General features: G+C 67.9%; 24 protein-coding genes and 2 tRNA genes. 14 read left to right on the forward strand and 12 right to left on the reverse strand.

Annotated features, from left to right (window positions below):
* Positions 1 to 11: 11 nt before the first annotated feature.
* The 3 genes from KPB06_RS13960 to KPB06_RS13970 all read left to right on the forward strand — a co-directional run bounded on the left by KPB06_RS13960 (position 12) and on the right by KPB06_RS13970 (position 1042).
* Positions 12 to 87 (forward strand) — tRNA-Glu (locus KPB06_RS13960).
* A 73-nt stretch (positions 88 to 160) separates the two neighbouring features.
* A tRNA-Asp gene (locus KPB06_RS13965) sits at positions 161 to 237 on the forward strand.
* Between the two features lie 340 nt (positions 238 to 577).
* Positions 578 to 1042 (forward strand): GNAT family N-acetyltransferase, encoded by a 465-nt coding sequence (locus KPB06_RS13970; protein ID WP_059573669.1) that lies wholly within the window; start codon positions 578 to 580, stop codon positions 1040 to 1042.
* 26 nt (positions 1043 to 1068) lie between these two features.
* On the opposite strand, the gene KPB06_RS13975 is transcribed toward KPB06_RS13970, so the two are convergent.
* Positions 1069 to 1950 carry an AraC family transcriptional regulator gene (locus tag KPB06_RS13975; protein WP_059573670.1) on the reverse strand — a complete coding sequence of 294 codons (882 nt, stop codon included), beginning with the start codon at positions 1948 to 1950 and terminating at the stop codon, positions 1069 to 1071.
* A 265-nt stretch (positions 1951 to 2215) separates the two neighbouring features.
* On the opposite strand from KPB06_RS13975, the gene KPB06_RS13980 reads away from it, so the two are divergent.
* Positions 2216 to 2632 carry a gamma-glutamylcyclotransferase family protein gene (locus tag KPB06_RS13980; protein WP_104012060.1) on the forward strand — a complete coding sequence of 139 codons (417 nt, stop codon included), beginning with the start codon at positions 2216 to 2218 and terminating at the stop codon, positions 2630 to 2632.
* A gap of 129 nt (positions 2633 to 2761) precedes the next feature.
* On the opposite strand, the gene aceB is transcribed toward KPB06_RS13980, so the two are convergent.
* Positions 2762 to 4354, reverse strand: a complete 1593-nt coding sequence (gene aceB / locus KPB06_RS13985) for a malate synthase A (RefSeq protein WP_104012033.1) — start codon at positions 4352 to 4354, stop codon at positions 2762 to 2764.
* A gap of 65 nt (positions 4355 to 4419) precedes the next feature.
* A complete protein-coding gene (locus KPB06_RS13990) occupies positions 4420 to 5187 on the reverse strand; it encodes a haloacid dehalogenase type II (RefSeq protein WP_104012034.1) in 768 nt (255 codons plus the stop codon).
* 157 nt (positions 5188 to 5344) lie between these two features.
* On the opposite strand from KPB06_RS13990, the gene KPB06_RS13995 reads away from it, so the two are divergent.
* Positions 5345 to 6250 (forward strand): LysR family transcriptional regulator, encoded by a 906-nt coding sequence (locus KPB06_RS13995; protein WP_059573672.1) that lies wholly within the window; start codon positions 5345 to 5347, stop codon positions 6248 to 6250.
* Positions 6251 to 6409: 159 nt separating this feature from the next.
* Complete coding sequence (locus KPB06_RS14000) at positions 6410 to 6844, forward strand: universal stress protein (protein ID WP_011549516.1); 435 nt, start codon at positions 6410 to 6412, stop codon at positions 6842 to 6844.
* A 210-nt stretch (positions 6845 to 7054) separates the two neighbouring features.
* On the opposite strand, the gene aceA is transcribed toward KPB06_RS14000, so the two are convergent.
* The 3 genes from aceA to KPB06_RS14015 form a co-directional block, all read right to left on the reverse strand.
* Entirely contained in the window at positions 7055 to 8362 is a 1308-nt protein-coding gene (gene aceA / locus KPB06_RS14005; protein WP_275920459.1) for an isocitrate lyase, read from the reverse strand.
* A 388-nt stretch (positions 8363 to 8750) separates the two neighbouring features.
* Positions 8751 to 10295, reverse strand: a complete 1545-nt coding sequence (locus KPB06_RS14010; RefSeq protein WP_059573674.1) for a DEAD/DEAH box helicase — start codon at positions 10293 to 10295, stop codon at positions 8751 to 8753.
* Between the two features lie 357 nt (positions 10296 to 10652).
* Entirely contained in the window at positions 10653 to 10922 is a 270-nt protein-coding gene (locus KPB06_RS14015) for an acyl-CoA-binding protein (RefSeq protein ID WP_011885170.1), read from the reverse strand.
* A 146-nt stretch (positions 10923 to 11068) separates the two neighbouring features.
* On the opposite strand from KPB06_RS14015, the gene tsaB reads away from it, so the two are divergent.
* Genes tsaB through KPB06_RS14035 form a run of 4 tightly spaced genes read left to right on the forward strand, consistent with a single transcriptional unit; the run spans position 11069 to position 14319 of the window.
* Entirely contained in the window at positions 11069 to 11836 is a 768-nt protein-coding gene (gene tsaB / locus KPB06_RS14020; protein WP_104012035.1) for a tRNA (adenosine(37)-N6)-threonylcarbamoyltransferase complex dimerization subunit type 1 TsaB, read from the forward strand.
* The gene (gene rimI, locus KPB06_RS14025) at positions 11833 to 12333 is read left to right on the forward strand and encodes a ribosomal protein S18-alanine N-acetyltransferase (RefSeq protein WP_059573676.1); all 501 of its coding nucleotides are present in this window, start codon (positions 11833 to 11835) and stop codon (positions 12331 to 12333) included. The genes tsaB and rimI overlap by 4 nt, the downstream gene beginning before the upstream one ends.
* Positions 12320 to 13357, forward strand: coding sequence for a uracil-DNA glycosylase (locus KPB06_RS14030; RefSeq protein WP_059573677.1), 1038 nt, complete (start codon positions 12320 to 12322; stop codon positions 13355 to 13357). The genes rimI and KPB06_RS14030 overlap by 14 nt, the downstream gene beginning before the upstream one ends.
* On the forward strand, positions 13354 to 14319 hold the full coding sequence (locus tag KPB06_RS14035; RefSeq protein WP_059573678.1) for a DUF1853 family protein: 966 nt from the start codon (positions 13354 to 13356) through the stop codon (positions 14317 to 14319). The genes KPB06_RS14030 and KPB06_RS14035 overlap by 4 nt, the downstream gene beginning before the upstream one ends.
* Positions 14320 to 14337: 18 nt before the next feature.
* Here KPB06_RS14035 and thiD read toward each other — a convergent pair whose 3' ends face one another.
* Together thiD and lplT are read right to left on the reverse strand one after the other, a co-directional pair.
* A complete protein-coding gene (gene thiD, locus KPB06_RS14040) occupies positions 14338 to 15147 on the reverse strand; it encodes a bifunctional hydroxymethylpyrimidine kinase/phosphomethylpyrimidine kinase (RefSeq protein WP_059573679.1) in 810 nt (269 codons plus the stop codon).
* A gap of 58 nt (positions 15148 to 15205) precedes the next feature.
* Complete coding sequence (gene lplT / locus KPB06_RS14045) at positions 15206 to 16513, reverse strand: lysophospholipid transporter LplT (RefSeq protein ID WP_059573680.1); 1308 nt, start codon at positions 16511 to 16513, stop codon at positions 15206 to 15208.
* A 218-nt stretch (positions 16514 to 16731) separates the two neighbouring features.
* Between lplT and alr the strand changes: the two genes are divergently transcribed.
* From alr to KPB06_RS14060, 3 genes are all read left to right on the forward strand, one after another.
* Positions 16732 to 17802, forward strand: a complete 1071-nt coding sequence (gene alr, locus KPB06_RS14050; protein WP_059573681.1) for an alanine racemase — start codon at positions 16732 to 16734, stop codon at positions 17800 to 17802.
* 11 nt (positions 17803 to 17813) lie between these two features.
* Positions 17814 to 19190 carry a DNA repair protein RadA gene (gene radA / locus KPB06_RS14055; RefSeq protein WP_059573682.1) on the forward strand — a complete coding sequence of 459 codons (1377 nt, stop codon included), beginning with the start codon at positions 17814 to 17816 and terminating at the stop codon, positions 19188 to 19190.
* A 148-nt stretch (positions 19191 to 19338) separates the two neighbouring features.
* Entirely contained in the window at positions 19339 to 19605 is a 267-nt protein-coding gene (locus KPB06_RS14060; protein ID WP_006488228.1) for a DUF2866 domain-containing protein, read from the forward strand.
* A gap of 194 nt (positions 19606 to 19799) precedes the next feature.
* On the opposite strand, the gene KPB06_RS14065 is transcribed toward KPB06_RS14060, so the two are convergent.
* Positions 19800 to 21731 (reverse strand): ATP-binding cassette domain-containing protein, encoded by a 1932-nt coding sequence (locus KPB06_RS14065; protein ID WP_059573683.1) that lies wholly within the window; start codon positions 21729 to 21731, stop codon positions 19800 to 19802.
* A gap of 136 nt (positions 21732 to 21867) precedes the next feature.
* Here KPB06_RS14065 and KPB06_RS14070 point away from each other — a divergent pair, with 136 nt between their 5' ends.
* A complete protein-coding gene (locus KPB06_RS14070; protein ID WP_059573684.1) occupies positions 21868 to 22347 on the forward strand; it encodes a glutathione peroxidase in 480 nt (159 codons plus the stop codon).
* A gap of 28 nt (positions 22348 to 22375) precedes the next feature.
* On the opposite strand, the gene cls is transcribed toward KPB06_RS14070, so the two are convergent.
* From cls to dapE, 3 genes are all read right to left on the reverse strand, one after another.
* Positions 22376 to 23815 carry a cardiolipin synthase gene (gene cls, locus KPB06_RS14075; protein ID WP_104012038.1) on the reverse strand — a complete coding sequence of 480 codons (1440 nt, stop codon included), beginning with the start codon at positions 23813 to 23815 and terminating at the stop codon, positions 22376 to 22378.
* Between the two features lie 143 nt (positions 23816 to 23958).
* A complete protein-coding gene (gene prmB / locus KPB06_RS14080) occupies positions 23959 to 24867 on the reverse strand; it encodes a 50S ribosomal protein L3 N(5)-glutamine methyltransferase (RefSeq protein ID WP_089464918.1) in 909 nt (302 codons plus the stop codon).
* 11 nt (positions 24868 to 24878) lie between these two features.
* Entirely contained in the window at positions 24879 to 26018 is a 1140-nt protein-coding gene (gene dapE / locus KPB06_RS14085) for a succinyl-diaminopimelate desuccinylase (RefSeq protein ID WP_089464917.1), read from the reverse strand.
* Between the last annotated feature and the right edge of the window lie 69 nt (positions 26019 to 26087).

A 26087-nucleotide genomic window follows, 5' to 3' on the forward strand; every position in this document is an offset into this window, starting at 1 on the left:
AGCAGTACGTTGTCCCCTTCGTCTAGAGGCCTAGGACATCACCCTTTCACGGTGAGTACAGGGGTTCGAATCCCCTAGGGGACGCCAGATTTCGGCGTCGTTCGAACAAACGACGCGCCGGCAGGAGGTAACCGACGCCTGCCAGGCAAGCAGCAAGACTGGAGCGGTAGTTCAGTCGGTTAGAATACCGGCCTGTCACGCCGGGGGTCGCGGGTTCGAGTCCCGTCCGCTCCGCCAAACAAACAACAATGCCCGCCTCGTGCGGGCATTGTTGTTTGTGCGTTGTGGTTTTGCGCCCGCTGGCGGGCGCGTGACTGCGGAGTGGAGGAAGGCGCCTGCGCGGCTTCCGGCGGGACTCGAAGGGTTGCGCGTGCACGCGCAACCGCGGCCTGCAGGATGTGGGCGAGTCCCGTCCGCTCCGCCAAACAAACAACAATGCCCGCCTCGTGCGGGCATTGTTGTTTGTGCGTTGTGGTCCCGCATGCTGCATCGAGCACCGCGCCCCTACGAGAAATTCGCGATTGCATCCGTACGCGACTGCGCTATCGTGGCGGGATGCGTTTCCGACTCCTGCGCGATGCTCGATCCGACCGACCTGCGACTCCTGTATCAGCTCCGGCCCGCGGAGCCCGATGATTTTCCGTATGCCGAAGCGTTGACGCACGGCAACATGGGCGGCTACTACAAGCGCCATGGGCTCGTATGGCGCAGCGACCTGTTCTATGCGAGCTGGCGCGAATCCGAAAACTTCATCCTCGAGGCCGACGGCGAGCGCATCGGCGTGCTGCGCGTGACCGAGGAGGGCGATTCGCTGCATATTCGCGACGTGCAGATCGCGGCCGGCCATCGCGGGCAGGGCGCCGGCACCTACATGCTCGAGATGTCGCATCGCTGGGCACGTGCGCGCGGGCTGCACGAACTGCAGTTGCGCGTGTTCGTCGACAACCCTGCCGCGCGTTTGTACCTGCGCATGGGCTACCAGGTGACCGGCCCGCGGCTCGCGCAACTCGGCTCGATCCGCCACATGGTGCGGCCGGTCTGACGGCCCGGCGCGCCGGCGCGCGAGGGTCAGCGCGCCGTGTCGATCGCGCCGTCGTCGTCCCGCGCGTCGTCGTCCGCGCCGCGGCCTTCCGGGCCTCGATGTTCGTAGCCGCGCAGCATGAACGCACGCGGGCTTTCGCCGAATGCCCGGCGGAACATGGCCGAGAACGCGCTCTGGCTCTGGTAGCCGAGTTCGCGCGCGATATGCGACAGCGGGCGCCCTTGGTTCAGCAGCGGGATCGCCCGCGCGAGCAGCGCCTGCTGACGCCACTGCGAAAAGCTCACCCCGAGTTCCTGCTTGAAGAGCCGCGAGATCGTGCGCGTGCTCGCGCCGACCTCGCTCGCCCAGTGTTCGAGCGACTCCGCATGTGCGGGATGCGCGAGTACCGATTCGCACAGAAGACGCAACCGTTTCTCGTCGGGCATCGGCACTGCGAGCGGCAACGGTTCGGCATGACTCAGTTCGTCCAGCACGAGCCCGCACAGCAGGTGCTCGCGCGCGGTGCTCAGCTCGCGCGCATCGAGTGCGACGATCAGTTCGCGCAGCAGCCCCGTCACCTCGACGACGCGGCACGCATCGAGGCCGCCCGGCACGATCGATTCGTCGATGTACAGCGTGCGCAAGTAGGCCTCTTCGACGATCGTGACTTCGTGCGTCACGTGCGGCGGCACCCAGATCGCGCGGGACGGCGGCACCATCCAGGTCGTGCCGGTCGTCGCCACGCGCAGCACGCCGCGCGATGCGTATGCGAGTTGCGCCCACGCATGCGTGTGCAGCGGAATGCGGTGGCCGGCATCGACCTGCCGTGCGCGCACGCGCATCGGATGAACGGCGGTCGGCGCGAATTCCGGCGGGATGTCGATGACGTCGTACGGGTTCGATACGTCGGCTGGAGCGGGCGGATTCATGAACGGTTCGGGCGGCGCGGCGGCGATGCCGTCATTTTAGAAGGCGCAGCGCGTGCGCATGCGGCGGTTTGTCGGGTCATCATGCCGGGTTCAAATGAACTTTGTGTGGGCATCGGCGAATCCGGAGCGGCGCCGCAGCCGCGCGCGCGACCGTTCGAACCATCGGGCCGGTATCGCGGTCTATCGATGCGTGCGCCAGATCGCGCCCATCGCGCACCGATCGCACGCAAACACGGCAACACACGAATTGAAGAGGAGAACCACGATGCGCCACGTATTCGTCTATGGCACCTTGAGAGCCGGACAGGCCAACGACATCGGCCATGCGGCCGCCCGCCACGGCATCGCCGCGCCGACGCTGCTGGGCGCTGCCGCGCTGCCGGGTGAGCTGTACGATTTCGGCACGTATCCGGGCATGATTGCCGGGACGGTCGGCAAGTCGCTGGTGTGGGGCGACGTCTACGAGGTCGGCGAGCGGCTCGTCCCGGTGCTCGACGAGATCGAGCGCGTCTATCCGGGCGTCGACTCGCTGTTCAAGCCGCAGGAGGTAACGGTCGAGCTCGGCGGCCGGCAGTATGCCTGCCTGTATTATCCGGTCGCCGCGCACGCGGCAGCCGGGCGCCCGCGCATCACGTCGGGCGACTGGGTCCAGCACCGGCGCGAGCAGGAAGCCGCCGCCTGAGCGTGCCTGCCGGCGGCGGCTGGCATCGCCGCAAAAAGGAAGCGCCCCGCGGGGCGCTTCCTTCATGCCGTCCTCCATGCGGCCGGCGGTGCGGCGTGGGGCCGGCCGCCGATCGCAACGGACGTGCCGTCAGATTTCCTCGTACAGCGGCAGCGTCAGGAATTCGGTGAAGCCTTCCGACGTCGACATCTGCTCGAAGATCGCCGCGGCGCGTTCGTACGGCTGCGTGTTGCCGCCGACCGCGCGCTTCACGTTGTCGAGTTCGATCTTCGCGAATTCGCGCACGAGCTCGGCCGTGACCTTGCGGCCGTCGTCGAGCACGCCCTTCGGCGAGCGGATCCATTGCCACACCTGCGAACGGGAAATCTCGGCCGTCGCCGCGTCTTCCATCAGGTTGTGGATCGGCACGCAGCCGTTGCCGTCGAGCCACGCGCCGAGGTAGTGGATCCCGACGTTGATGTTGTTGCGCAGGCCGGCTTCGGTGATCGGCGCTTCCGGCTGGAAGTCGAGCAGGTTTTTCGCTTCGACCTGCACGTCGTCGCGCTGCTTCGCGATCTGGTTCGGCTTGTCGCCGAGCACCTTGACGAATTCCTCCATCGCGATCGGCACGAGGCCCGGGTGCGCGACCCAGCCGCCGTCGTAGCCGTCGGTCGCGTCGCGCTGCTTGTCCGAGCGCACGCCGCCCATCGCCTTGTCGTTCGCTTCCGGATCGTTCTTGATCGGAATCAGCGCGCTCATCCCGCCGATCGCCGGCGCGTTGCGCTTGTGGCAGGTCTTCAGCAGCAGCAGCGCGTATGCACGCATGAACGGCACCGTCATCGTGATCTTCGAACGGTCGGCCAGGCAGAAGTCGCGGTCGTTCTTGAACTTCTTGATCGCCGAGAAGATGTAGTCCCAGCGGCCGGCGTTCAGGCCCGAGCTGTGCTCGCGCAGCTCGTACAGGATCTCGTCCATCTCGAACGCGGCGAGGATCGTCTCGATCAGCACCGTCGCGCGAATCGTGCCGCGCGGCACGCCGACCGCTTCCTGCGCGGCGACGAAGATGTCGTTCCACAGGCGCGCCTCGAGATGGCTTTCCATCTTCGGCAGGTAGAAGTACGGGCCCGAGCCGCGCGCGAGCAATTCCTTCGCGTTGTGGAACAGGAACAGCGCGAAATCGAAGATGCCGCCGGACACGCGCTGGCCGTCGACCGTCACGTGCTTCTCGTCGAGGTGCCAGCCGCGCGGGCGCACGATCAGCGTCGCGACCTTGTCGTTCAGCTTGTACGACTTGCCGTTCTGTTCGAGCGAGATCGTGCGGCGCACCGCGTCCTTCAGGTTGATCTGGCCGTCGATCTGGTTCGTCCAGCTCGGCGCGTTCGAATCCTCGAAGTCCGTCATGTACGAATCGGCGCCCGAGTTCAGCGCGTTGATGATCATCTTGCGCTCGACGGGGCCCGTGATCTCGACGCGGCGGCATTGCAGGTCGGCCGGCAGCGGCGCGACCTTCCAGTCGCCTTCGCGGATCGCCTTCGTCTCGGCGAGGAAATCAGGGCGTTCGCCCGCGTCGAGGCGCTTCGTGCGCTCGACGCGGGCCTGCAGCAGCGCCTGGCGACGCGATTCGAACGCGCGGTGCAGCGCCGCGACGAGTGCCAGCGCGTCGGGCGTCAGGATCGCTTCGTAACCCGGCTTGATTTCGCCGGTGATCGTCATGCCTTGCGGCAGCGTGATCGGGGTGCTCATGAGTCTCATCTCCTTGGTCGGTCAGTTGCGGTTTCGGTGAAGGGGGAAGGCGGCATCCGCGAGCGTCATGCACCCGGGCTGGGGCGCGTGCGGTTCGCGGGTCTGCCGGACGGAGCCGGGGCGGGTGTGGCGAGGAAGGCGAGCAGGTCGGCCATGCTGGTGCCGGCGCCGTCGGGCGGCGCGCCGAGCTCCTCGGCGGGCGCGCCCGTGCGGTTGAGCCAGAACGTCGTGTAGCCGAACCAGGTCGCGCCGGCGACGTCCCACGCGTTCGACGATACGAACACGATGTCGCGCGGGTTCGCCCCGAACGCGGCGGTGCCGAGCGCATAGGCGGCCGGACTCGGCTTGTACGCGCGCACGGTGTCGGCCGACAGCACGCGATCGAACAGGCCGGACATGCCCGCGCTCTTGATCGCGATGTCGAGCATCTGCGGGGTGCCGTTCGACAGGATCGCGAGCGGCCGGCGCGGGTCGAGCGCGCGCAGCTTACGCAGCGCGGGCACCGTATCGGGATAGGTGGACAGGCACGCGTATTCGTCCATCAGCCGCTTCTCGGCCGCGCCGTTCAGCACGAGCCCGAGCCGGCGCGCGGCGAACCGCAGCGCATCGAGCGTGATGTCCCGGAACGGGCGGTAGTGCGCGCCGGCCGGATCGGCGAGCGTGCGCAGCTGCGAGTATTCGATCTGCTTGCGTCGCCACAGCTGCGACAACCGTTCCCCGTGTCCGGGGAACATCTGCTCTGCCGCGGCCAGCACGGCACGCACGTCGAACAACGTGCCGAATGCGTCGAAGAGAATGGCGTCGGGAGAGGAGAGTGTCGTTGTGGCCGACATAGCCTTGCGCTCCAGTTTCAGAGGTCGGGTCGATTGTATTCGTGATAGAAGATGCTAAAAAATACGCTAAACATCACTTGATCTTTTACTTTCATATACCTAATCTGAGCGGCTCAAGCTATTTGAAGGGCGGCGATGCCGTCCTCTCGCGAGCGTCATGGACCGGTTCAAACAGATCGAAACGTTCGCCGCTGTCGCGGCAAAAGGCAGCCTGTCGGCGGCCGCACATGCGGAAGGAGTCGCGCCGGCGATCATCGGCCGCCGCCTCGACGCGCTCGAGGAGCGGCTCGGCGTCAAGCTCCTGGTGCGCACGACGCGCAAGCTCACGCTGACGTTCGAGGGTTCGGCGTTTCTCGAGGATTGCCAGCGCATCATCAACGACATGCAGAACGCGGAAGCGAGCGTGTCCGCCGGCGGCGTGAAGGCCAGCGGCCACCTGCGCATTTCCGCGCCAGCCGGCTTCGGCCGCCGACACGTCGCGCCGCTCGTGCCCGAATTCAGCGTCGGGCACCCGGACGTGTCGGTCACGCTCGACCTGTCCGACCGGATGGTCGATCTCGTCAACGAAGGATTCGATTGCGCGGTGCGGCTCGGCGAGCTGCCCGACTCGTCGCTGGTATCGCTGAAGCTCGGCGAGAATCGCCGCGTGTGCGTCGCGTCTCCCGCATATCTCGAGCGGCGCGGCATGCCGGTCACGCTCGCGGAACTGGCGCGGCACAACTGCCTCGCGCTCGCGGCGAACGCGAACCAGCAGCGCGGCTGGACGTTCCAGGAAGACGGCAAGGTCGTGTCGATCCGCGTGAACGGCACGATGGAATGCTCGGACGGCGCGGTGCTGCACGAGTGGTGCCTCGCCGGCCATGGCCTGGCGTGGCGCTCGTGGTGGGAAGTCGGCGAGGACATCGCGGCCGGCCGGCTCGTCAGCGTGCTCGATGCATTCGCCGCGCCGCCGATCGGCATCCATGCGGTGTTTCCGCAGCGCCGGCATCTGCCGTTGCGCGTGCGCCTGTTTCTCGATTACCTGAAGCATACGTACGAGCGACCCGGCTATTGGGGCGGGTAGGCGACGCGCGCCCGCGTGTTTCCGATATGAGGGCGAACCCGCTGGCGGCGCGGCGTGCGCGGTTTCGCGCACTACAATCGTAAGAGGCATGCGCGCCGTGTCGCGGCCGGCTCGGCCGGCGCCGCGGCGTGTGGCGTGCAATCGACGAAGGAGGGCGCGATGTTCCGGCACATCCTCGTTCCAACCGACGGTTCCGAACTGTCGCAAAAGGCGATCGACGGTGCGATCGATCTGGCTCGCGCGGTCGGCGCGCGCGTGACGGCCTACGCGTGCCTGCCGCAATACCCGTACTCGCCGTTTTCCGAAGTGATCATCGAGCCGCCCGCGGATTTCCGCGCGCGCAGCGAGCGCGAGGCGCGTGCGCATCTCGACGAGGTGGAAGCGGCCGCGAAGGCGGCCGGGGTCGCGTGCGACACGTGGACGAGCGTGCATCCGTCGCCGTATCTCGGCATCATCGAGGCGGCCGAACGCGGCGGGTGCGACGTGATCTTCATGGCGTCCCACGGACGCCGCGGGCTCGGCAGCCTGCTGATCGGCAGCGAGACGCAGCGCGTGCTGACCCATACGAAAATTCCGGTGATCGTCTATCGGTAGGGCAGCGCCGGCCGTGGCCGGGCGGCTGCACCGCGGAAAAAGGGCGCGCCGGACCAAGCCGGCGCGCATCGTTGCTGGCGGCCCGCAGGCCGCGCGGCCGGTCGCGCGATGGGACTCGCGCGCCTGCCGTCTCCTCCCTGATTGTTGTTCCGGTGGCCGACGCCGCGGCGTCGCGAGACGCGGCGGGCATCGGCGTAGCGCCTGCGCGCGTTATGCGACCTTCTTGCCGTCGAAGAACTGTTCGTCCTCGGTCGACCCGTGCAGCGCGGTCGTCGACGCTTCCCGTTCGACCGTCTGCGTGACCGCGTCGAAGTAGCCCGTACCGACCTCGCGCTGATGCTTGACGGCCGTGAAGCCCTTGTCGGCGGCCGGGAACTCGGCCTGCTGCAGTTCGACGAACGCGCTCATCTGCGTGCGGGCATAGCCGTGCGCGAGGTTGAACATCGAGTAGTTCAGCGCATGGAAGCCGGCCAGCGTGATGAACTGAAACTTGTAGCCCATCGCGCCGAGTTCCTTCTGGAACTTCGCGATCGTCGCGTCGTCGAGGTTCTTCTTCCAGTTGAACGACGGCGAGCAGTTGTACGACAGCAGCTTGCCCGGAAACTGCTTGTGGATCGCTTCCGCGAACTTCTTCGCGTACTCGAGATCCGGCTTGCCCGTTTCGCACCAGATCAGGTCCGCGTACGGCGCATACGCGAGGCCGCGCGAGACCGCCTGCTCGAGGCCCGGCTTCGTGCGGAAAAAGCCTTCCACCGTGCGCTCGCCCGTCAGGAACGGCTTGTCGTTGTCGTCGACGTCGGACGTGATCAGGTCGGCCGCTTCCGCGTCGGTGCGCGCGATCAGCACGGTCGGCGTGCCCATCACGTCGGCCGCGAGACGCGCGGCCGACAGCTTCGCGACGGCTTCGCGCGTCGGCACGAGCACCTTGCCGCCCATGTGGCCGCACTTCTTCACCGACGCGAGCTGGTCCTCGAAGTGAACGCCCGATGCGCCTGCCTCGATCATCGCCTTCATCAGCTCGAACGCGTTGAGCACGCCGCCGAAACCGGCTTCCGCATCGGCGACGATCGGCGCGAAGAAGTCGACGTAGCCTTCGTCGCCCGGGTTCTTGCCTTCCGACCACTGGATCTGGTCGGCGCGCGTCAGCGTGTTGTTGATGCGCTTCACGACGAGCGGCACCGAGTTCGCCGGATACAGCGACTGGTCCGGGTACATTTCGCCCGCGACGTTGGCGTCGCCGGCCACTTGCCAGCCGGACAGGTAGATGGCCTTCAGGCCGGCCTTCACCTGCTGCATGGCCTGGTTGCCGGTCAGCGCGCCGAGTGCGTTGACGAACGGCTCGTTGTTGACGAGGCTCCACAGTTTTTCCGCACCGCGCTTGGCCAGCGTGTGTTCGATGGGGACCGAGCCGCGCAGGCGGACCACGTCCTCAGCCAAGTAGCTGCGCTTGATGCCCTTCCAGCGCGGATCGGTTTCCCATTGTTGTTGCAGTTCCTGTGCCTGTTGCTGACGCGACATGATGAGCTCCTTGATGCGATGTATGCCTGCCGAATCTGACGGTGATGCTGTTCGCGAAGCGGGGAAGCAGTGCGTTCCGTTTCGTGAAGTCTTGTATAAGAGTCTAGGCAAATCGACGGGAGTGAAACAGGGGCCGGTTCGTGAGGTGCTTAATTTTTTAATTGTTTTGAATCAATGGCTTGCGTGCGTAGTTTCGAGATAAGAAATGCATTTTCCTATCCTGCAATCGCGTGGGTTGTGCCGTGCAGCATGATTTTTTACGACACAAAAAATTTTTCCGTATTGTGAAATATACGGAAGGGACGAAAAAAAACCGGCGCGGATGCGCCGGTCGGCTGGATGGGCGGGTTGCCGATCCGCTGGGCGGCCGATGGCCGCCCGTGTGTGCTTAAGATGCCGAATTGCTGCGGCGCGGGCCGCCGCTGCGCTGGCCGTCGCGACGCGGGCCGCCATCGCGGCTGCCGCCCGGCTTGCCGCTCCAGCCGCCGCCATTGCCGCCGCCGTAGCTGCGGCCGTTGCCGCTGCCGCCATAACCGCCGCCCGGCTTGCCGCCGAAACGACGACCGCCGTTACCGCCGCCCGGACGGCCGCGGCCGCCGGTGCCGCCGTTACGCGGGGGCGCCTTGCGCGGCTCGAAGCCTTCGATCACGTTGACCGGCAGCGGCGAGCGCACGAAGCGCTCGATGCGCTTGAGCGCGCCTTGCTCGGCGTGATGCACGAGGCTCACCGCGATACCCGAACGGCCTGCGCGGCCGGTACGGCCGATACGGTGCACGTAGTCTTCCGCGAACTTCGGCAGGTCGTAGTTGAACACGTGCGTGATACCCGGGATGTCGATGCCGCGTGCCGCGACGTCGGTGGCCACCAGCACGCGCACGCGGCGCTCGCGCAGCGCACGGATCGTGCGGTTGCGCGCGCCCTGCGGCAGGTCGCCGTGCAGCGCGGCCGATTCGAAGCCTGCGTCGGCGAGACGGCCAGCGAGCTGGTCGGCGTCGATCTTGGTCGCCGTGAAGATGATCGCCTGGTCGAGCGCGTCGTCGCGCAGCAGGTGATCGAGCAGGCGATCCTTGTGATCGCGGTCGTCGACGTAGTGGACGGTCTGCGCGATGTTCGCGCGCGATTCGAGGCGCTGCTGGATCTCGATGCGTTCCGGATCCTTCAGCAGGCGGCTCGTCAGCGAACCGATCTTGCCGTCGAGCGTGGCCGAGAACAGCATCGTCTGGCGCGATTCCGGCGTGGCGGCGACGATCGTTTCGATGTCTTCGATGAAGCCCATGTCGAGCATGCGGTCGGCTTCGTCGAGCACCAGCATCTTCAGTTCCGACAGGTCGATGCGGCCGCGCTCGAGGTGGTCGAGCAGGCGGCCCGGCGTGGCAACCAGGATTTCCGGGTTCTTCGCGAGCAGCATCAGCTGCTGGCCATAGGCGACGCCGCCGAGGATGCTGACCGTGCGCAGGCGCTTCAGGTGCTTGCCGTACGTCGACGCGGCCGTCGTGACCTGCATCGCGAGTTCGCGGGTCGGCGTCAGCACGAGCAGGCCCGGGCGCGCGACGGGTTGCGGGCGGCGCGCGCGGCGATCGCCCTGGTTCGGTTCACGCGGCGCGCGCGGTTGCTGCGCCTGCGTCTTCTGGAGCTGCGCGAAACGTTCGATCGCGGGCAGCATGAATGCGGCCGTCTTGCCCGAACCGGTCGGGCTCGACACCAGCAGGTCGCGGCCGGCGATGCCGGCCGGAATCGCGCGCTGCTGGACCGGCGTCGGCTTCACGTAGCCGGCGGCCTGCAGCGCGGAGACGATCTCCGGCGACAGCCCGAGCGACGCGAAGCTCGGCTCGTCCGACGCCGGTTCGATCGCGGCCGGTGCGGCGGCGGCGTCGAGACCGAGCGCCTGGTCGGCGATCGCGTTGAGCGGGCTGGTGTTGATGCTCGAAGTCATAACAATCCTTGAAACACAGTGGGTGAAACGTCGGCGCCAATCGCGCATACCCAAGTCGTCGGATTCAGCGAGCAAATCGGGAAACGGGTGCAATCCGCCGAACCGTCGGCGGATGAGGCATTAGAAGCTGTTTTGGGTGCGGCGCGCTTCAGGAGCGGGGCCGCCAGCCTAGTTGACGACCGCAAGGGTCGAAGCAGGAGGGGACAGGTTCTAAACCGGATTGGAGCTTAACGCTACGAGGCGTCGGGCCGGAACGGCTTGCGAGCCGAGCGCGGGAGATGACGCAGGCAGCATTATAAAGAAATTTGCTGCGCTGCGCCACTGATTTGATTGCCTATTGCGATGACCGTGATTCGGTCAGGACGCCGTGCCGTTTTTCAGCGATTCGACGAGTTCGACGTACTGTTGCTTCGCCGCATCCTGCGACGTGCCCTTCAGGGCTTCCCAGGCATCGTACTTGTATTTGCCGACGATGTCGGTGAAGCCGGGCTTGTCGCCGTGCGCATCGCCGTCGGTCGCCTGCTTGAAGAGCGCATACAGGCGCAGCAGGGTCAGGTTGCCCGGCCGTTCGGTCAGTTGCTTGACGTCGATCTGGGCCTGGTCGAATTGCGCGGTGAGGTCGCTCATCGGGTGTCTCCGTAAGGGTTTCAGGTCGGCCGATCTTAACAAGCGGACCGCCGCGCGGGGTCGAGCGATCCTTCCAAACTGCGGGCGACGCCGCACGCGCGACAGATCGGGCCCGATCGCCCGTGGGAGCGGGGCGGCGCATTACAATGTCGCCCATGACGCAAACAGTGCTCCTCGCCATCGATACGTCGACCGAATACTGCTCGGTCGCGTTGCTGCGCTCGGCCCACGCCGATGACGCCGTTTCCCCCCCGCAAACCTGGGTCCGTCACGAGCTGACGGGTGCCGTGTCGAGCACGCGCGTGCTGCCGGCGATCCAGGAACTCTTCGCCGAATCCGGGCTGACGCTCGCCGACTGCGACGCGATCGCGTTCGGCGCGGGCCCGGGCTCGTTCACGGGCCTGCGGACCGCGACGGGCATTGCCCAGGGCCTCGCGTTCGGCGCCGGGCTGCCGGTCGTGCCGATCGGCACGCTGCTCGCGTGCGCCGAACATGCGCGGCTGCGTACGCCTGGTACGACCCGCGTGCTCGCCGCGCTCGACGCGCGGATGGACGAAGCCTACTGGGCGGATTTCGAATGGGACGCCGCCGCCGGCGACTGGCGCACGCGGCATCCGGCGTCGCTCGACGCACCGGGCGCCGTCGGCGTGCCCGACGCGCCGTTCACGCTCGCCGGCAATGCGGCCGCGGCGTTCGGCGCGCAATTGCCGGCCGCCGCGCGGGCAGCCGCGATCGACGGCGATGCGCTGCCGCATGCGCTGGCGGTCGCGCATGCCGCGCTGCGCGCGTTCCGCGCCGGGCGTGCAGTGCCGGCCGACCAGGCCGCACCCGAATACGTGCGCGACAAGGTCGCGCAGACCACGGCCGAGCGCGTCGCGGCACGAGCGGCACAGACGGGCGGGGCGAAGGGATGACGGGCGTCCTGCTGAGCGACCGCTATCTGGCGCCGATGACGGACGCCGATCTCGACGAGGTCGTCGCGATCGAGCACGTCGCGTACGAATTTCCGTGGAGCCGCGGCAACTTCGAGGATTCATTGCGCAACGGCTATCTGGGCGTGTGCCTGCGGCACGTGACGGGGTCGCTCGTCGGCTATTGCGTGCTGATGCCCGTGATCGACGAGATGCATTTGCTGAACCTGTGCGTCGCGCCGGCCGCGCAGCACGCGGGCGCGGGCCTCGCGCTGCTGCGCGAGGCGGTGCGCATTTCGCGCGCGGAGGGGCTCGACGGCGTGCTGCTCGAAGTGCGGCCGACCAATTCGCGCGCGATTCATCTGTACGAGCGCTTCGGCTTCGTGACGATCGGCCGGCGCAAGAATTACTATCCGGCGAAGCATCGCAGCCGGGAGGACGCGATCGTGATGCGTCTGACGCTGAACAAGGACGAGGGGGACACGCATGGCGTGGGCTGAAGCGGCGCTCGAGGAACTGGGTCTCGCGCAAATCTGGGTGCGGCGCGGGCAGCGCGCGGACGAAGGCGCGGCCGCCGACGCGCCGGCCGTCGTACAGGCCGCGACGGCCGACGATGGTCACGCCGTCGCGGCCGAGCGGCCGGTGCGCGCCGCGCGGGCGCCGGTGCGGGACGATGCGCCCGCGGCCGTCGCGCATGGCGCGGCCGGCGGTGTGCCGGCTCGCGAGTCGCCGGCGGCGCACGGCGTCGTCGATCGCGATCGCCCGCCCGAGCAGGCCGCATCGACCGCATCGGCGGCATCGCCCGATACGATGCCGCCGAAGGGTGACGCGCCGCCGGCAGGTGACGACGATTTCGCGTGGTTCGACGCGGCGCCGCCGGGCGAATCCGTGCCCGTGCCGGCCGTCGAATCGCGCCCCGCCGGCATGCCGGTCGCCGCGCTCGACTGGGATGCGCTGGCCGAGCGCGTGGCCGGCTGCACGCTGTGCCGCCTCTGCGAGAAGCGGACCAACACCGTATTCGGCGTCGGCGACCGCGAAGCGGACTGGATGCTGATCGGCGAAGCGCCGGGCGAGAACGAGGACAAGCAGGGCGAGCCGTTCGTCGGCCAGGCCGGCAAGCTGCTCGACAACATGCTGCAGTCGCTGTCGCTCAAGCGCGGCGACAACGTCTACATCGCGAACGTGATCAAGTGCCGGCCGCCCGGCAACCGCAATCCGGAGCCGGACGAGGTCGCGCGCTGCGAGCCGTATCTGCAGCGCCAGGTCGCGCTCGTGAAGCCGAAGCTGATCGTCGCGCTCGGCCGTTTCGCGGCGCAGACGCTGCTGAAGACGGACGCGAGCATCGCGTCGCTGCGCGGCCGCGTGCATGCGTACGAGGGCGTGCCGGTGATCGTCACGTACCACCCGGCCTACCTGTTGCGCAGCCTGCAGGACAAGGCGAAGGCGTGGGCCGACCTGTGCCTCGCGCGCGACACGTTCCGGCGTGCGCAAGGCGCCGACGCGAACGGTCCGACCGGGCCATGACGACCGGCGCGGCGTACGCGTTCGTCGATACGCTGCATGACGTCGCGGTGCGCGATCTGGGCTGGCTGCTGGCCAGCCCGAGCCTGCTCACCGCGGTACCGGGCGCGCCGCTCGCGCGCCCGTGGCCGGATGCGGCGGGCCAAGCGGCCGTCGAAGCCTGGCTTGCCGCGCTCGATGCGCACCCCGGGCCGCTGCATCGCGCGCTCGACGGGTTCCGGCCCACGCGGCTCGGCCGCTACGCCGAATGCCTGCTCGAATACTTTCTGACGCACGGGCCGGCGCTGCGGCTCGTCGCGGCCAATCTGCCGCTGCGCAGCAATGGCCGCACGCTCGGTGAAGTCGATTTTCTGGTCGATGCGCCGGACGGCCGGCGCCTGCACTGGGAACTCGCGGTGAAGTGCTATCTGTGCGCGCCGGTGCGCGGCGGCGCGGCGCTCGCCGACTTCGTCGGCCCCAATCTCGTCGACCGCTTCGACCGCAAGCGCAGCCGGCTGCTCGACCACCAGTTGCGGCTCGGCCAGCACGACGCTTTTGCCCGGCTCGGCTACGGCGCGCCGTCCGACGCGCAGATGTTCATCAAGGGCTGGCTGTTCCATCCGCACGGCGCGCCGGTGTTGCCAGTATCCGCCGAAATCGCGCCGGATCACCCGCGCGGTTTCTGGCTCACGCACGCGCAGTGGCCGGCGTGGGCGGCCGCGCAGCGTGACGGCGCCGCATGGAGCGTGTTGCCGCGACTGGCGTGGCTGGCGCCGCGGCGTGCCGTCGCCGACGCCGGTTTCGAGCCCGAGCCGCTGGCGAGCGCACCGGAGTTGCCGGCCGTGCTGGCGGCGCGCGGAGCGCCCGACCTGATCGCGATCCACGAAAGGACCGGCGACGGCACGTGGCGCGAGACGGCGCGCGGTTTTGTCGTGCCGGACGACTGGCCGGCGCGCGCGCAGGCGTTCGCCGCACAGGATCGCTGACGCCGCGCGAGCGGCCGCTCACCACCAGCGATGAAAGTGGTGGACCGGGCCGACGCCGTGGCCGACGTCGAGGTGGGCGCTCGCGGCGATTGCGCCGGTCAGGTAGGTCTTGGCCTCGCGTACCGCGCTTTCGAGGTCGGGCTGCTGCGGCAGCAGCGCCGCGATCGCCGACGACAGCGTGCAGCCGGTGCCGTGCGTGTTGCTGACCGGCACGCGCGTGCCGTCGAGCCGCACGGTGCGCGTCGTTTCGACGAGCCAGTCGGGGCTCGCGGACGCGTCGGGCAGGTGGCCGCCCTTCATCAGCACGGCGCGTGCGCCCGTCTGAAGCAAGGCCCGGCCTTGCCGGACCATGTCGTCTTCGGTGGTGGCGGGTGCGTCGTTGAGCAGCGCGGCTGCCTCGGGCAGGTTCGGCGTGACGACCGTCGCGAGCGGCAGCAGCGTGTCGCGCAGCGCGTCGACGGCATCGGGCGCGAGCAGCGCGTGCGCGCTCTTCGAGATCATCACCGTGTCGAGCACGACGAAGCGCGGCGCGTAACGGCGCAGCGCGTCGGCCACCGCCTGCACGATCGCCGCGTTCGCGAGCATCCCGATCTTGACCGCATCGATGCGGATGTCGCCGAACACCGCGTCGAGCTGCGCGGTCACGAAGGCGGCGTCCGGCGCATGCACGCCCGTCACGCCGCGCGTGTTCTGCGCGGTCAGCGCGGTGATCACGCTCGCGCCATACGCGCCGAGCGCGGAAAACGTCTTCAGGTCGGCCTGGATGCCCGCGCCGCCGCCCGAATCGGAGCCGGCGATCGTCAGGATGTTGGGTATCGGGTGCGTCATGAGGGCAATGCGCCGGTTCGAGGCCCGGCGCCGGCGGACGGAAACGGACAGTGTAGCGTCAGTGCCGCGATTCGCCGATCAGCGCGACCGAGTCGAACTGACGCTGGTTCGCCTGATGGCGGCGCATCACGAGCCACATCGTCAGGCAGACGAACGTGCCGAACAGCACGATCACGACGCCGACCGGCACGTCGAGCCACACGAGCACCGCATACAGGCACAGCATCACGAGCACCGACAGGTTCTCGTTGAAGTTCTGCACCGCGATCGAATGGCCGGCCGACAGCAACACGTGGCCGCGATGCTGCAGCAGCGCGTTCATCGGCACGACGAAGTAGCCGGACAGCGCGCCGACGCCGATCAGGAAGATGTAGGCGACGATCAGGTAGAACGGCAGGCGCAGGTGGCCGACATGCACGGCCCAGTGCGACGGGAACAGGTCGCGCGTGTAGAACGCCATCAGCATCACCGCGATGCCCATGATGATGCCGACGGGCAGCACGGTCAGCGACTTCTTCAGCGGGATCCGGGCGGCGGCGGCGATCGCGCCGGCCGCGACGCCGACCGCGACCACGGCCTGCAGGATCGCGCCTTCGGACAGCGACATGTTGAGCGACACCTCGGCCCACTTCAGCACGATGAACTGCAGCGTCGCGCCCGCGCCCCAGAACAGCGTCGTGACCGCGAGCGAGATCTGGCCGAGCTTGTCGCGCCAGAGCACCATGAAGCAGTCGGCGAAATCGGTGAGCAGCTTGACCGGGCCGCGCTCCTGTTTCGGATAGCGGGCGCCCGTGTCGGGAATGCGCAGGTTGAACAGAGCGGCGACCACGTAGATCGCCATGATGATCGCCATCGCCGCTTCGGCGGGCGTGCCGATCCAGGCGGGCGTGTGCGCGATCACGTGCGACGCGATGTGCGGGCTGATCAGCGCGCCGCCGAGCACGGTGCCGAGGATGATCGAACTGACGGTCGTGCCTTCGATCCAGCCGTTCGCGGCGACCAGCCGGTCGGCCGGCAGCAGCTCGGTGAGAATGCCGTACTTGGCCGGCGAGTAGGCTGCCGCGCCGAAGCCGACGATGCCGTACGCGATCAGCGGGTGGGCGCCGAACAGCATGATCAGGCAGCCGATCACCTTGATCGAGTTCGTGATGAACATCACGCGGCCCTTCGGACGCGAATCCGCGAACGCACCGACATACGCCGCCAACACCACATACGACAACACGAAGAACAGCTTCAGCAGCGGTGTCATCCAGTTGGGGGCGTGGAGATCTTTCAGCAGGGCGATGGCGGCGATGAGGAGCGCATTGTCGGCCAGCGACGAAAAAAACTGCGCGGCCATGATGGTGTAAAAACCTTTTTTCATCTGATGCGATGCTTTCGTCGCTGCGGCAGGGCCGCGTAGGCCGCCTGGTATGCGATCGGCTTATTCCGTTCGAAATGGGTTGTGCGCACGGCTTTATAACATGAAAATACGCGAATTCGGACTAGCAAGATTCCCCGATCGTTCCGCAAATTGTCGGCTTCGGTGCTCAAAAGGCGCGGTAAGCTGATGATTCGCAAGCGTCTTTACGTAAATTTCCCATGCCGCGCCCGATCTCCGCCACCATCCACACCGCCGCTCTCGCGAACAATCTCTCCGTCGTCCGCCGCTTTGCCGGCCCGTCCAAGGTCTGGGCGGTCGTCAAGGCCAACGCGTACGGCCACGGTCTCGCCCGCGTGTTTCCGGGCCTGCGCGGCACCGACGGTTTCGGCCTGCTCGACCTCGACGAGGCCGTGAAGCTGCGCGAGCTCGGCTGGGCCGGCCCGATCCTGCTGCTCGAAGGCTTCTTCCGTTCGACCGACATCGACGTGATCGACCGCTACAGCCTGACCACGACGGTCCACAACGACGAGCAGATGCGGATGCTGGAAACGGCGCGGCTGTCGAAGCCCGTCAACGTGCAGCTCAAGATGAACAGCGGGATGAACCGGCTCGGTTACGTGCCGGAGAAATACCGCGCCGCTTGGGAGCGCGCCCGCGCGTGCCCCGGCATCGGCCAGATCACGTTGATGACCCATTTTTCGGACGCGGACAACGAGCGCGGCGTCGCCGAGCAGCTCGCGACGTTCGAGCGCGGCGCGGAAAACATCGCCGGCGCGCGCAGTCTCGCGAATTCGGCGGCCGTGCTGTGGCATCCGGATACGCACTTCGACTGGGTGCGGCCGGGGATCGTGCTGTATGGGGCGTCGCCGTCCGGGCTGTCGTCCGACATCGCGGACACGGGGCTGAAGCCGGCGATGACGCTCGCGTCGGAGCTGATCGCGGTGCAGACGATCGGAAAGGGGCAGGCGATCGGCTACGGCTCGACGTTCTCCGCGCAGGCGCCGATGCGCATCGGCGTCGTCGCGTGCGGCTACGCGGACGGCTATCCGCGCGTCGCGCCGGAAGGCACGCCCGTGATCGTCGACGGCATCCGCACGCGGATCGTCGGCCGCGTGTCGATGGACATGATCACCGTCGACCTGACGCCGTGCCCGCAGGCCGGCGTCGGCGCGCACGTCGAGCTGTGGGGCAACGCGCTGCCGATCGACGACGTCGCGCGCCATTGCGGGACGATCGGCTACGAGCTGATGTGCGCGGTCGCCGCCCGCGTGCCGGTGCGAGCGGAATAAGGGCGTCGCGCGTGGCCAAACAGAAAACCGTATACGTCTGCAGCGAGTGCGGCGGACAGACCCCGAAATGGCAGGGCCAGTGCCCGTCGTGCCAGGCGTGGAACACCCTCGTCGAATCGGTTGCCGAGTCGCCGGCCGCCCATCGTTTCCAGTCGCTCGCGAAGCGCGCGCCGGTGCAGCGCCTCGTCGACATCGAGGCCGCCGACGTACCGCGCTTCTCGACCGGCATCGGCGAATTCGACCGCGTGCTGGGCGGCGGGCTGGTGCCGGGCGGCGTCGTGCTGATCGGCGGCGATCCGGGCATCGGCAAGTCGACGCTGCTGCTGCAGTCGCTCGCGGATATCGCGAGCGAGCGGCGCGCGCTCTATATCAGCGGCGAGGAATCGGCCGCGCAGATCGCGTTGCGCGCGCAACGGCTCGCGCTGCTCGACGGCGGCGCGCCGGCGGCCGAACTGAAGCTGCTCGCCGAGATCCAGCTCGAGAAGATCCAGGCCGCGATCGATGCGGAGCGGCCGGACGTGGCCGTGATCGACTCGATCCAGACCGTCTATTCGGACGCGCTCACGTCGGCGCCCGGTTCGGTCGCGCAGGTGCGCGAATGCGCGGCGCAGCTCACGCGCATCGCGAAACAGTCGGGCACCGCGATCATCATGGTCGGGCACGTGACGAAGGAGGGCAACCTTGCCGGCCCGCGCGTGCTCGAGCACATCGTCGACACGGTACTGTACTTCGAGGGCGACACGCATTCGTCGTTCCGGCTCGTGCGTGCGTTCAAGAACCGTTTCGGCGCGGTCAACGAGCTCGGCGTGTTCGCGATGACCGAGCGCGGGCTGCGCGGCGTAGCCAACCCGTCCGCGCTGTTCCTGTCGCAGCACGAGCAGGTCGTGCCCGGCTCGTGCGTGCTCGTCACGCAGGAAGGCACGCGCCCGTTGCTCGTCGAGATCCAGGCGCTCGTCGATACGGCGCACGTGCCGAACCCGCGCCGGCTCGCGGTCGGCCTCGAGCAGAACCGGCTCGCGATGCTGCTCGCGGTGCTGCACCGGCACGCGGGCATCGCGGCCTTCGATCAGGACGTGTTCCTCAACGCGGTGGGCGGCGTGAAGATCACCGAGCCGGCCGCCGACCTCGCGGTGCTGCTCGCGATTCACTCGTCGATGCGCAACAAGGCGCTGCCGAAAGGGCTGATCGTGTTCGGCGAGGTGGGTCTGGCGGGCGAGATCCGGCCGTCCCCGCGCGGGCAGGAGCGGCTGCGCGAAGCGGCGAAGCTCGGCTTCACATCCGCGCTGATTCCGAAGGCGAATGCGCCGAAGCAGCCGATCGAAGGGCTGAACGTGATGGCCGTCGAGCGGCTCGAGCAGGCGATCGACCGCGTGCGCGATCTTGAATGAGCGGCCCGGCCCGTGCACGGGCCGTATCGAGCCGGGCGATCTGTCGCGTAATTCGCTGTAAAGAATATGTAGGCTGATGTAACCCGCCGGACATCGCTTTTCCCTATCCTTGGCCGGATTGTCGAACCGCGCAATGCGAAGGGAACCTATGTTGAAATCGTATGGGGAAGCGCCTGGCGGACGCCTTTACAACCTGCGCGGCTGCCGCGTGTCGGAGCCGATCCGCCAGCCGTGGGGCGGCGGATGCCGGATCGTCGAATGGATCGACGAAGAAGGGCGGCTGGCGCGCAAGGTCGTGTCCGAGGACGTGACGGAAGCGGAAGTCGCCGCGGCGATCCGCCGGCCGATCAAAGGGCGCCGGCACCTGATGGGCGACGACGAGCAGATGCCGCGCGACACGCTGCCGCGCCGCTGAGCGGATGGTGCGGGCCGCCGCAGCCGCGTCGGACGCAGCCGTGACAGCAGTGACAAAGAGGCCGGGCCAGCGTGTCCGGCCTCGTCGTTTCCGGGGGCGGGGCGCGGCCAGGCGGGTTCGTGGGGCGTCGACACCCGACCGCCGCGGCGCACCCGCCGCCGATGAAGCGATCGGCTACGGCGCCCGGGCCGCGTTCAGCCGATCTGCTCGAGTTCTTCCTGCACGGCGAGCCAGTCGGCCTCGACCGTCTCGAGCCGAGTCGTGACTTCGCCGAGCTTGCGGATCGCGTCGGTCAGCTCCGTCTTGCGCGCGGCCTCGTAGCTCGCCGGATCGGCGACGAACGCGTCGAGGCGCGCTTTCTCCGCGTGCAGCGTTTCCATTTCCTTCTCGAGCTTCGTGATGCGGTTCTGCAGCGGCTTTTTCAGTTGCGACTGCCGCTGGCGTTCCTCGGCGGCCAGGCGTTTCTGATCCTTGCGGTTGATGCCCGGATCGGCGCCCGCGGCTGCCGCGCTGTCGGCCTTCGCGGCCGCGCGTTGCTCGGCCGCATGCTGCAGCAGCCAGTCGCGGTAGTCGTCGAGGTCGCCGTCGAACGGCTGCAGCCGGTGCTTCGCGACCAGCATGAACTGGTCGGTCGTCGCGCGCAGCAGGTGGCGATCGTGCGACACGAGGATCAGCGTGCCTTCGAATTGCGCGAGCGCCATCGTCAGCGCGTGGCGCGTTTCGAGGTCGAGGTGGTTCGTCGGTTCGTCGAGCAGCAGCAGGTTCGGCTTTTGCCAGATGATCAGCGCCAGCGCGAGGCGGGCTTTCTCTCCGCCCGAGAACGGCCCCACCGGGCTGGTCGCCATGTCGCCCGAGAAATTGAAGCCGCCGAGGAAGTCGCGCAATTCCTGTTCGCGCGTGTCGGGTGCGAGCCGCGCCAGGTGCGCGAGCGGCGAATCGTCCTCGCGCAGCGTTTCGAGCTGGTGCTGCGCGAAATAGCCGATCGTCAGCCCCTTGCCGTCGCGCACGTGCCCGGACAGCGGCGCGAGCGTGCCGGCCAGCGTCTTGATCAGCGTCGACTTGCCTTGGCCGTTCGCACCGAGCAGGCCGATGCGCTGGCCGTTCTGGATCGACAGCGCGACGCGCTCGACGATCGGGATGTCCGTTCCGTCGTCGGCGTGGTAGCCGCAGCGGACGTCCTCCATCACCATCATCGGGTTCGGCGCGGCGTCGGGCGTGCGGAATTCGAACGTGAACGGCGACGCGATGTGCGCGGGCGCGATCAGCTCCATCTTCTCGAGCGCCTTCATCCGGCTTTGCGCCTGCTTGGCCTTGGTCGCCTTGGCCTTGAAGCGGTCGACGAAGCTCTGCAGGTGCTCGATCGTCTTCTGCTGCTTTTCGTAGGCGCTTTGCTGCAGCGCCAGTTGCTGCGCGCGCAGTACCTCGAACTGCGAGTAGTTGCCGCCGTAGCGCTTCACCTGGCGATTTTCCAGATGCAGCGTGACGTTGCAGATCGAATCGAGGAATTCGCGATCGTGCGAGATCACGACGAGCGTGCCGGCGTAGCGGTGCAGCCAGTCTTCGAGCCAGACGATCGCGTCGAGGTCGAGGTGGTTCGTCGGTTCGTCGAGCAGCAGCAGGTCGGAGCGGCACATCAGCGCCTGCGCGAGGTTCAGGCGCATGCGCCATCCGCCGGAGAAGCTCGCGACGGATTCGCGCGTTTGCGCGAGCGTGAAGCCGAGGCCGAGCAGCAGCGCTTCGGCGCGGGCCGGCGCGGTGTAGCCGTCGGCATCGGCGAACGCCGCGTGCGCGTCGGCTTCGGCCGCGCCGTCATGCGCGGCCGACGCGGCGGCGATACGCGCCTCGATCTCGCGCAGCGCGGTGTCGCCGTCGAGCGTATAGTCGAGCGCCGAGCGGTCGACCGCGGGCGTTTCCTGCGACACGTGGGCGATCCGCCACGACGGCGGCATCGAGAAATCGCCTCCGTCGGAATGCAGCTCGCCGCGCAGGACGGAAAACAGCGTCGACTTGCCGGCGCCGTTCGCGCCGATCAGGCCGGCTTTCTCGCCGGGATTGAGCACGAACGAGGCCGACTCGAACAGCGGCTTGGTGCCGCGCGCAAGGCTGAACTGATTGAAACGGATCACGGCGGAAATGGCTGGCCAAAACCGCTATTCTAGACTGCGCGCCGCGTGCGCCGGGCATCGGCCGATCGGCGGATGCCGCAACGGCGCAATTTCGCCTAGACTCCACGTCGATCCGGTTTCGTAAAAGGAGTGCCCGATGTCCACCCTGTATTCGTTCAGCGCGGAGACGCTCGCCGGTGCGCCGGTATCGCTCGACGCATATCGCGGCAAGGTGCTGCTGATCGTCAATACCGCGAGCGAGTGCGGTTTCACGCCGCAGTACGCGGGCCTGCAGAAGCTGTACGACCAGTACGCGGCGCGCGGCTTCTTCGTGCTCGGCTTCCCGTGCAACCAGTTCGGCAGGCAGGAGCCGGGCGACGCCGCGCAGATCGGCGCGTTCTGCGAACGCAACTACGGCGTCACGTTCCCGATGTTCGCGAAGATCGACGTGAAGGGCGACCATGCGCATCCGCTGTATCGCTACCTGACCGACGAGGCGCCCGGCATTCTCGGCCTCAAGGCGATCAAGTGGAATTTCACCAAATTCCTGATCGACCGCGAAGGGCGCATCGTCAAGCGCTACGCGCCGTCCACCAAGCCCGACGAAATCGCCGCGGACATCGACAAGCTGCTTTGACGGTGACGCGCGGCATGCGCCGCGGCCGTTACAGGATCGGCGCGAACAGCCGCGCGACGTGCATCGCGATGCGCCGCCAGGCGGGCGACCGACGGTATTCGTCCGCATCGACCTCGTACGCCTGCGCGAAGTCGGCATCGAGCATCGCTTCCACTTCGTCGGCGAACGCGCGATCGACGGTCATGACCATGACCTCGAAATTGAGGCGGAACGAGCGGTTGTCGAGATTCGCGCTGCCGACCGCCGCCGCGATGCGGTCGATCAGCACGACCTTCTGGTGCAGGAAGCCGGGCCGGTAGCGGAACACCTTCACGCCCGCATCGACGAGCTCGCGTGCGTAAAGCTTCGACGCCTCGAACACGACGTAGTGATCGCGCCGGCTCGGGATCAGGATGCGCACGTCGACGCCGCGCATCACGGCGAGCTTCAGCGCGCAGACCACGGCTTCGTCGGGAACGAGGTACGGCGTGGTGATCCAGACCCGTTCGCGGGCGGCATTGATCGATTCGACGAAGAACAGCGAGCCGGTTTCCTGCTTGTCGGCCGGCCCCATCGGCACCGCGAGGCAATGCATGCCGTCGCCAGGCTGCGCGGGCGGCGGCAGCGCGATGGGCGGCAGCTTCTGCGTCGCCCAGTGCCAGTCTTCGGCGAACACGTATTGAATACTCGCCACCACGGGCCCGCGGATCTCGATGTGGGTGTCGCGCCATGGCGACAGCCGCGAATTCGCGCCGAGATATTCGACGCCGATGTTGTGGCCGCCGACGAACGCGCGATTGCCGTCGACGACGACGATCTTGCGGTGGTTGCGGAAGTTCAGCTGGAAGCGGTTGACGAATTTCCGGTTGGTCGCGAACGGATGGACTTCGACGCCGCCCCGGCGCAACGCGTCGACGTAGCGGTGCGGCAGGTCGAAGCTGCCGATGCTGTCGTACAGCACGCAGCAGCGCACGCCGGCCGCCGCACGCGCGAGCAGCGAGTCGCGCAGCATCCGGCCGAGCGCGTCGTCGCGCACGATGAAGAACTGGACGAGCACGTAGTCGCGCGCGGCGTCGATCGCCGCCAGGATGGCCGAGAACGTCGCGTCGCCGTTGACGAGCGTGCGCACCGAATTGCCGCCGAGGAACGGCATGCCGCCGAGCCGCGTGAGCGCGAGCACGGCGGCCTGTCCCAGCGCGTCCGCGGCCGGCCCGTCGGTCGCGTCGGCGGTGCGCCACGGCGAGCGAGGCGTGTGCGTGCGCAACATTTCCAGCTCGTGGCGCCGGGCGTCGACGTAGCCGGAGAATTTGCTGCGGCCGAGGAACAGGTACGGAACGAGCGTCAGGTACGGCATGGCCGTGAGCGAGACGGCCCACGCGATCGCGCCTTGCGACGTGCGCGTGTTCATGATTGCGTGGCACGCCGCGACGATCCCGAGCACGTGGATGATCAGGATCAGGGTGCCGAGATGTAGCCAGTCGAGGGTCATGAGTGCGTAAAGAACTGCCGAGGGACTGCCGGGAGAGCTCCCGAAGGGATTCCGCAGGTCGTGCGGCCGGGCGGCCGCCTACGCGCATCTTACCCAACCGTGCGGCGCAACGGTGCGCCGCACGGCGGATGGCCCGCACACGCTCAGGCCTTGCGCGGCAGGTCCGATGCCTGGATCAGGAACACCGCGTCGTCGCCCGCGCTGGTGGGCAGCCACGTGAGCTCGAGGCCGCCGAACGCCGCTTCGACGTTCTCGCGTTCGTTGCCGATCTCGACGACGAGCACGCCGTCGTCATGCAGCCAGCGGTGCGCGTCGGCGACGATGCGCCGCACGATGTCCATCCCGTCGTCGCCGCCGGCGAGCGCCATTTCCGGCTCGTGCCGGTATTCGGGCGGCAGCGCGGCCATCGACGTGGCATTGACGTACGGCGGGTTCGTCAGGATCACGTCGTAGCGCGAGTCGGGATCGGTGCGGAACGCGGGCAGCGGGGCGTAGAGATCGCCACGGTGCAGCCCGATGCGATCTTCGAGGCCGTAGTCGCGCACGTTGATTGCCGCGACTTCGAGCGCCTTGTCCGACAGGTCGACCGCGTCGATCTCCGCGTTCGGGAACGCGCTCGCCGCGAGGATCGCGAGGCAGCCGGAGCCGGTGCACAGTTCGAGCACCGCGCCAACCTGCTCGGGATCGGCGACATACGGCTGCAGCCCGTCGTCGAGCAGTTCGCCGATGAACGAGCGCGGCACGATCACGCGTTCGTCGACGTAGAAGCGGTGGCCGTGCATCCACGCTTCATGCGTGAGGTACGCGGCCGGCACGCGATCGGTCGCGCGTCGTTCGATCACCGCGAGCACGGCCGCGATTTCGTCGGGCAAGAGGCGCGCGTCGAGGAACGGTTCGAGCGTGTCGAGCGGCAGGTCGAGCGTATGCAGCACGAGGTAGGCCGCTTCGTCGTACGCGTTGTCGGAACCGTGGCCGAACGCGAGCTTCGCTTTCGAGAAGCGCGTGACCGCGTAGCGCAGCAGGTCGCGGACCGTGGCAAAAGGTGTCGTCATGCGAGGCTCCGTCAGGCGATCAGTTGTTCGAGCACGCGTCGGTACACGTTCTTCAGCGGGTCGACGAAGCGCAGCTCGATGTGCTCGTCGATCTTGTGGATGCTGCCGTTCGGCGGGCCGAACTCGATCACCTGCGGGCAGATGCGCGCGATGAAGCGGCCGTCCGACGTGCCGCCCGTCGTCGACAGCTCGGTCGTGATGCCGGTCTCGGCGCGGATCGCGTTTTCCAGCGCGCCCGACAGTTCGCCGCGCGGCGTGAGGAACGGCAGGCCGCTCACCGACCACTTCAGCGTGTATTCGAGGCCGTGCTTGTCGAGGATCGCATGCACGCGGGCCTGCAGGCCCTCGACCGTGCTCGCGGTCGAGAAGCGGAAGTTGAACAGCAGGTCGGCGTGGCCGGGGATCACGTTGGTCGCGCCGGTGCCGGCGTGCAGGTTCGACACCTGCCAGGTGGTCGGCGGGAAGTATTCGTTGCCGGCGTCCCACTGCTCGGCGGCGAGCTCGGCGAGCGCCGGCGCGAGCAGGTGGATCGGGTTCTTCGCGAGGTGCGGATACGCGATGTGGCCCTGCACGCCCTTGACGACCAGTTCGCCGGACATCGAGCCGCGGCGGCCGTTCTTGACGACGTCGCCGAGCTCGGCGGTCGACGTCGGTTCGCCGACGATGCAGTAGTCGAGCCGCTCGCCGCGTGCCTGCAGCAGCTCGACGACCTTCACGGTGCCGTCGGTGGCCGGGCCTTCCTCGTCGCTCGTGATCAGGAACGCGATCGCGCCGCGGTGGCCTGGATGGGCCGCGACGAATTCCTCGGACGCGACGACGAACGCCGCGAGCGACGTCTTCATGTCGGCCGCGCCGCGGCCGTACAGCTTGCCGTCGCGATGGGCGGGGATGAACGGCGGCGAGGTCCACTGTTCGAGCGGGCCGGTCGGCACGACGTCGGTGTGGCCCGCGAACACGAGCAGCTTGCCGTCACGGCCGTCGGTGCCGCGCTTGACGGCCCACAGGTTGGTCACGCCGTGCGACGCGATGGTCTCGCATTCGAAGCCGAGCGCGGCGAGGCGCTCGGTCATGATCTGCTGGCAGTGCTGGTCGTCGGGCGTCACGGACGCGCGGGCGATCAGCTGTTCGGTAAGGGCTAGGGTGGCGGACATGGTTCGGACCACTTTCGATAAAAAATGCCGGCGCGGTGGCCGGCAGCGACAGGGCGTCGGGCCAGCGCA

Source organism: Burkholderia semiarida, from assembly GCF_029268935.1.
GTDB classification, from domain to species: domain Bacteria; phylum Pseudomonadota; class Gammaproteobacteria; order Burkholderiales; family Burkholderiaceae; genus Burkholderia; species Burkholderia semiarida.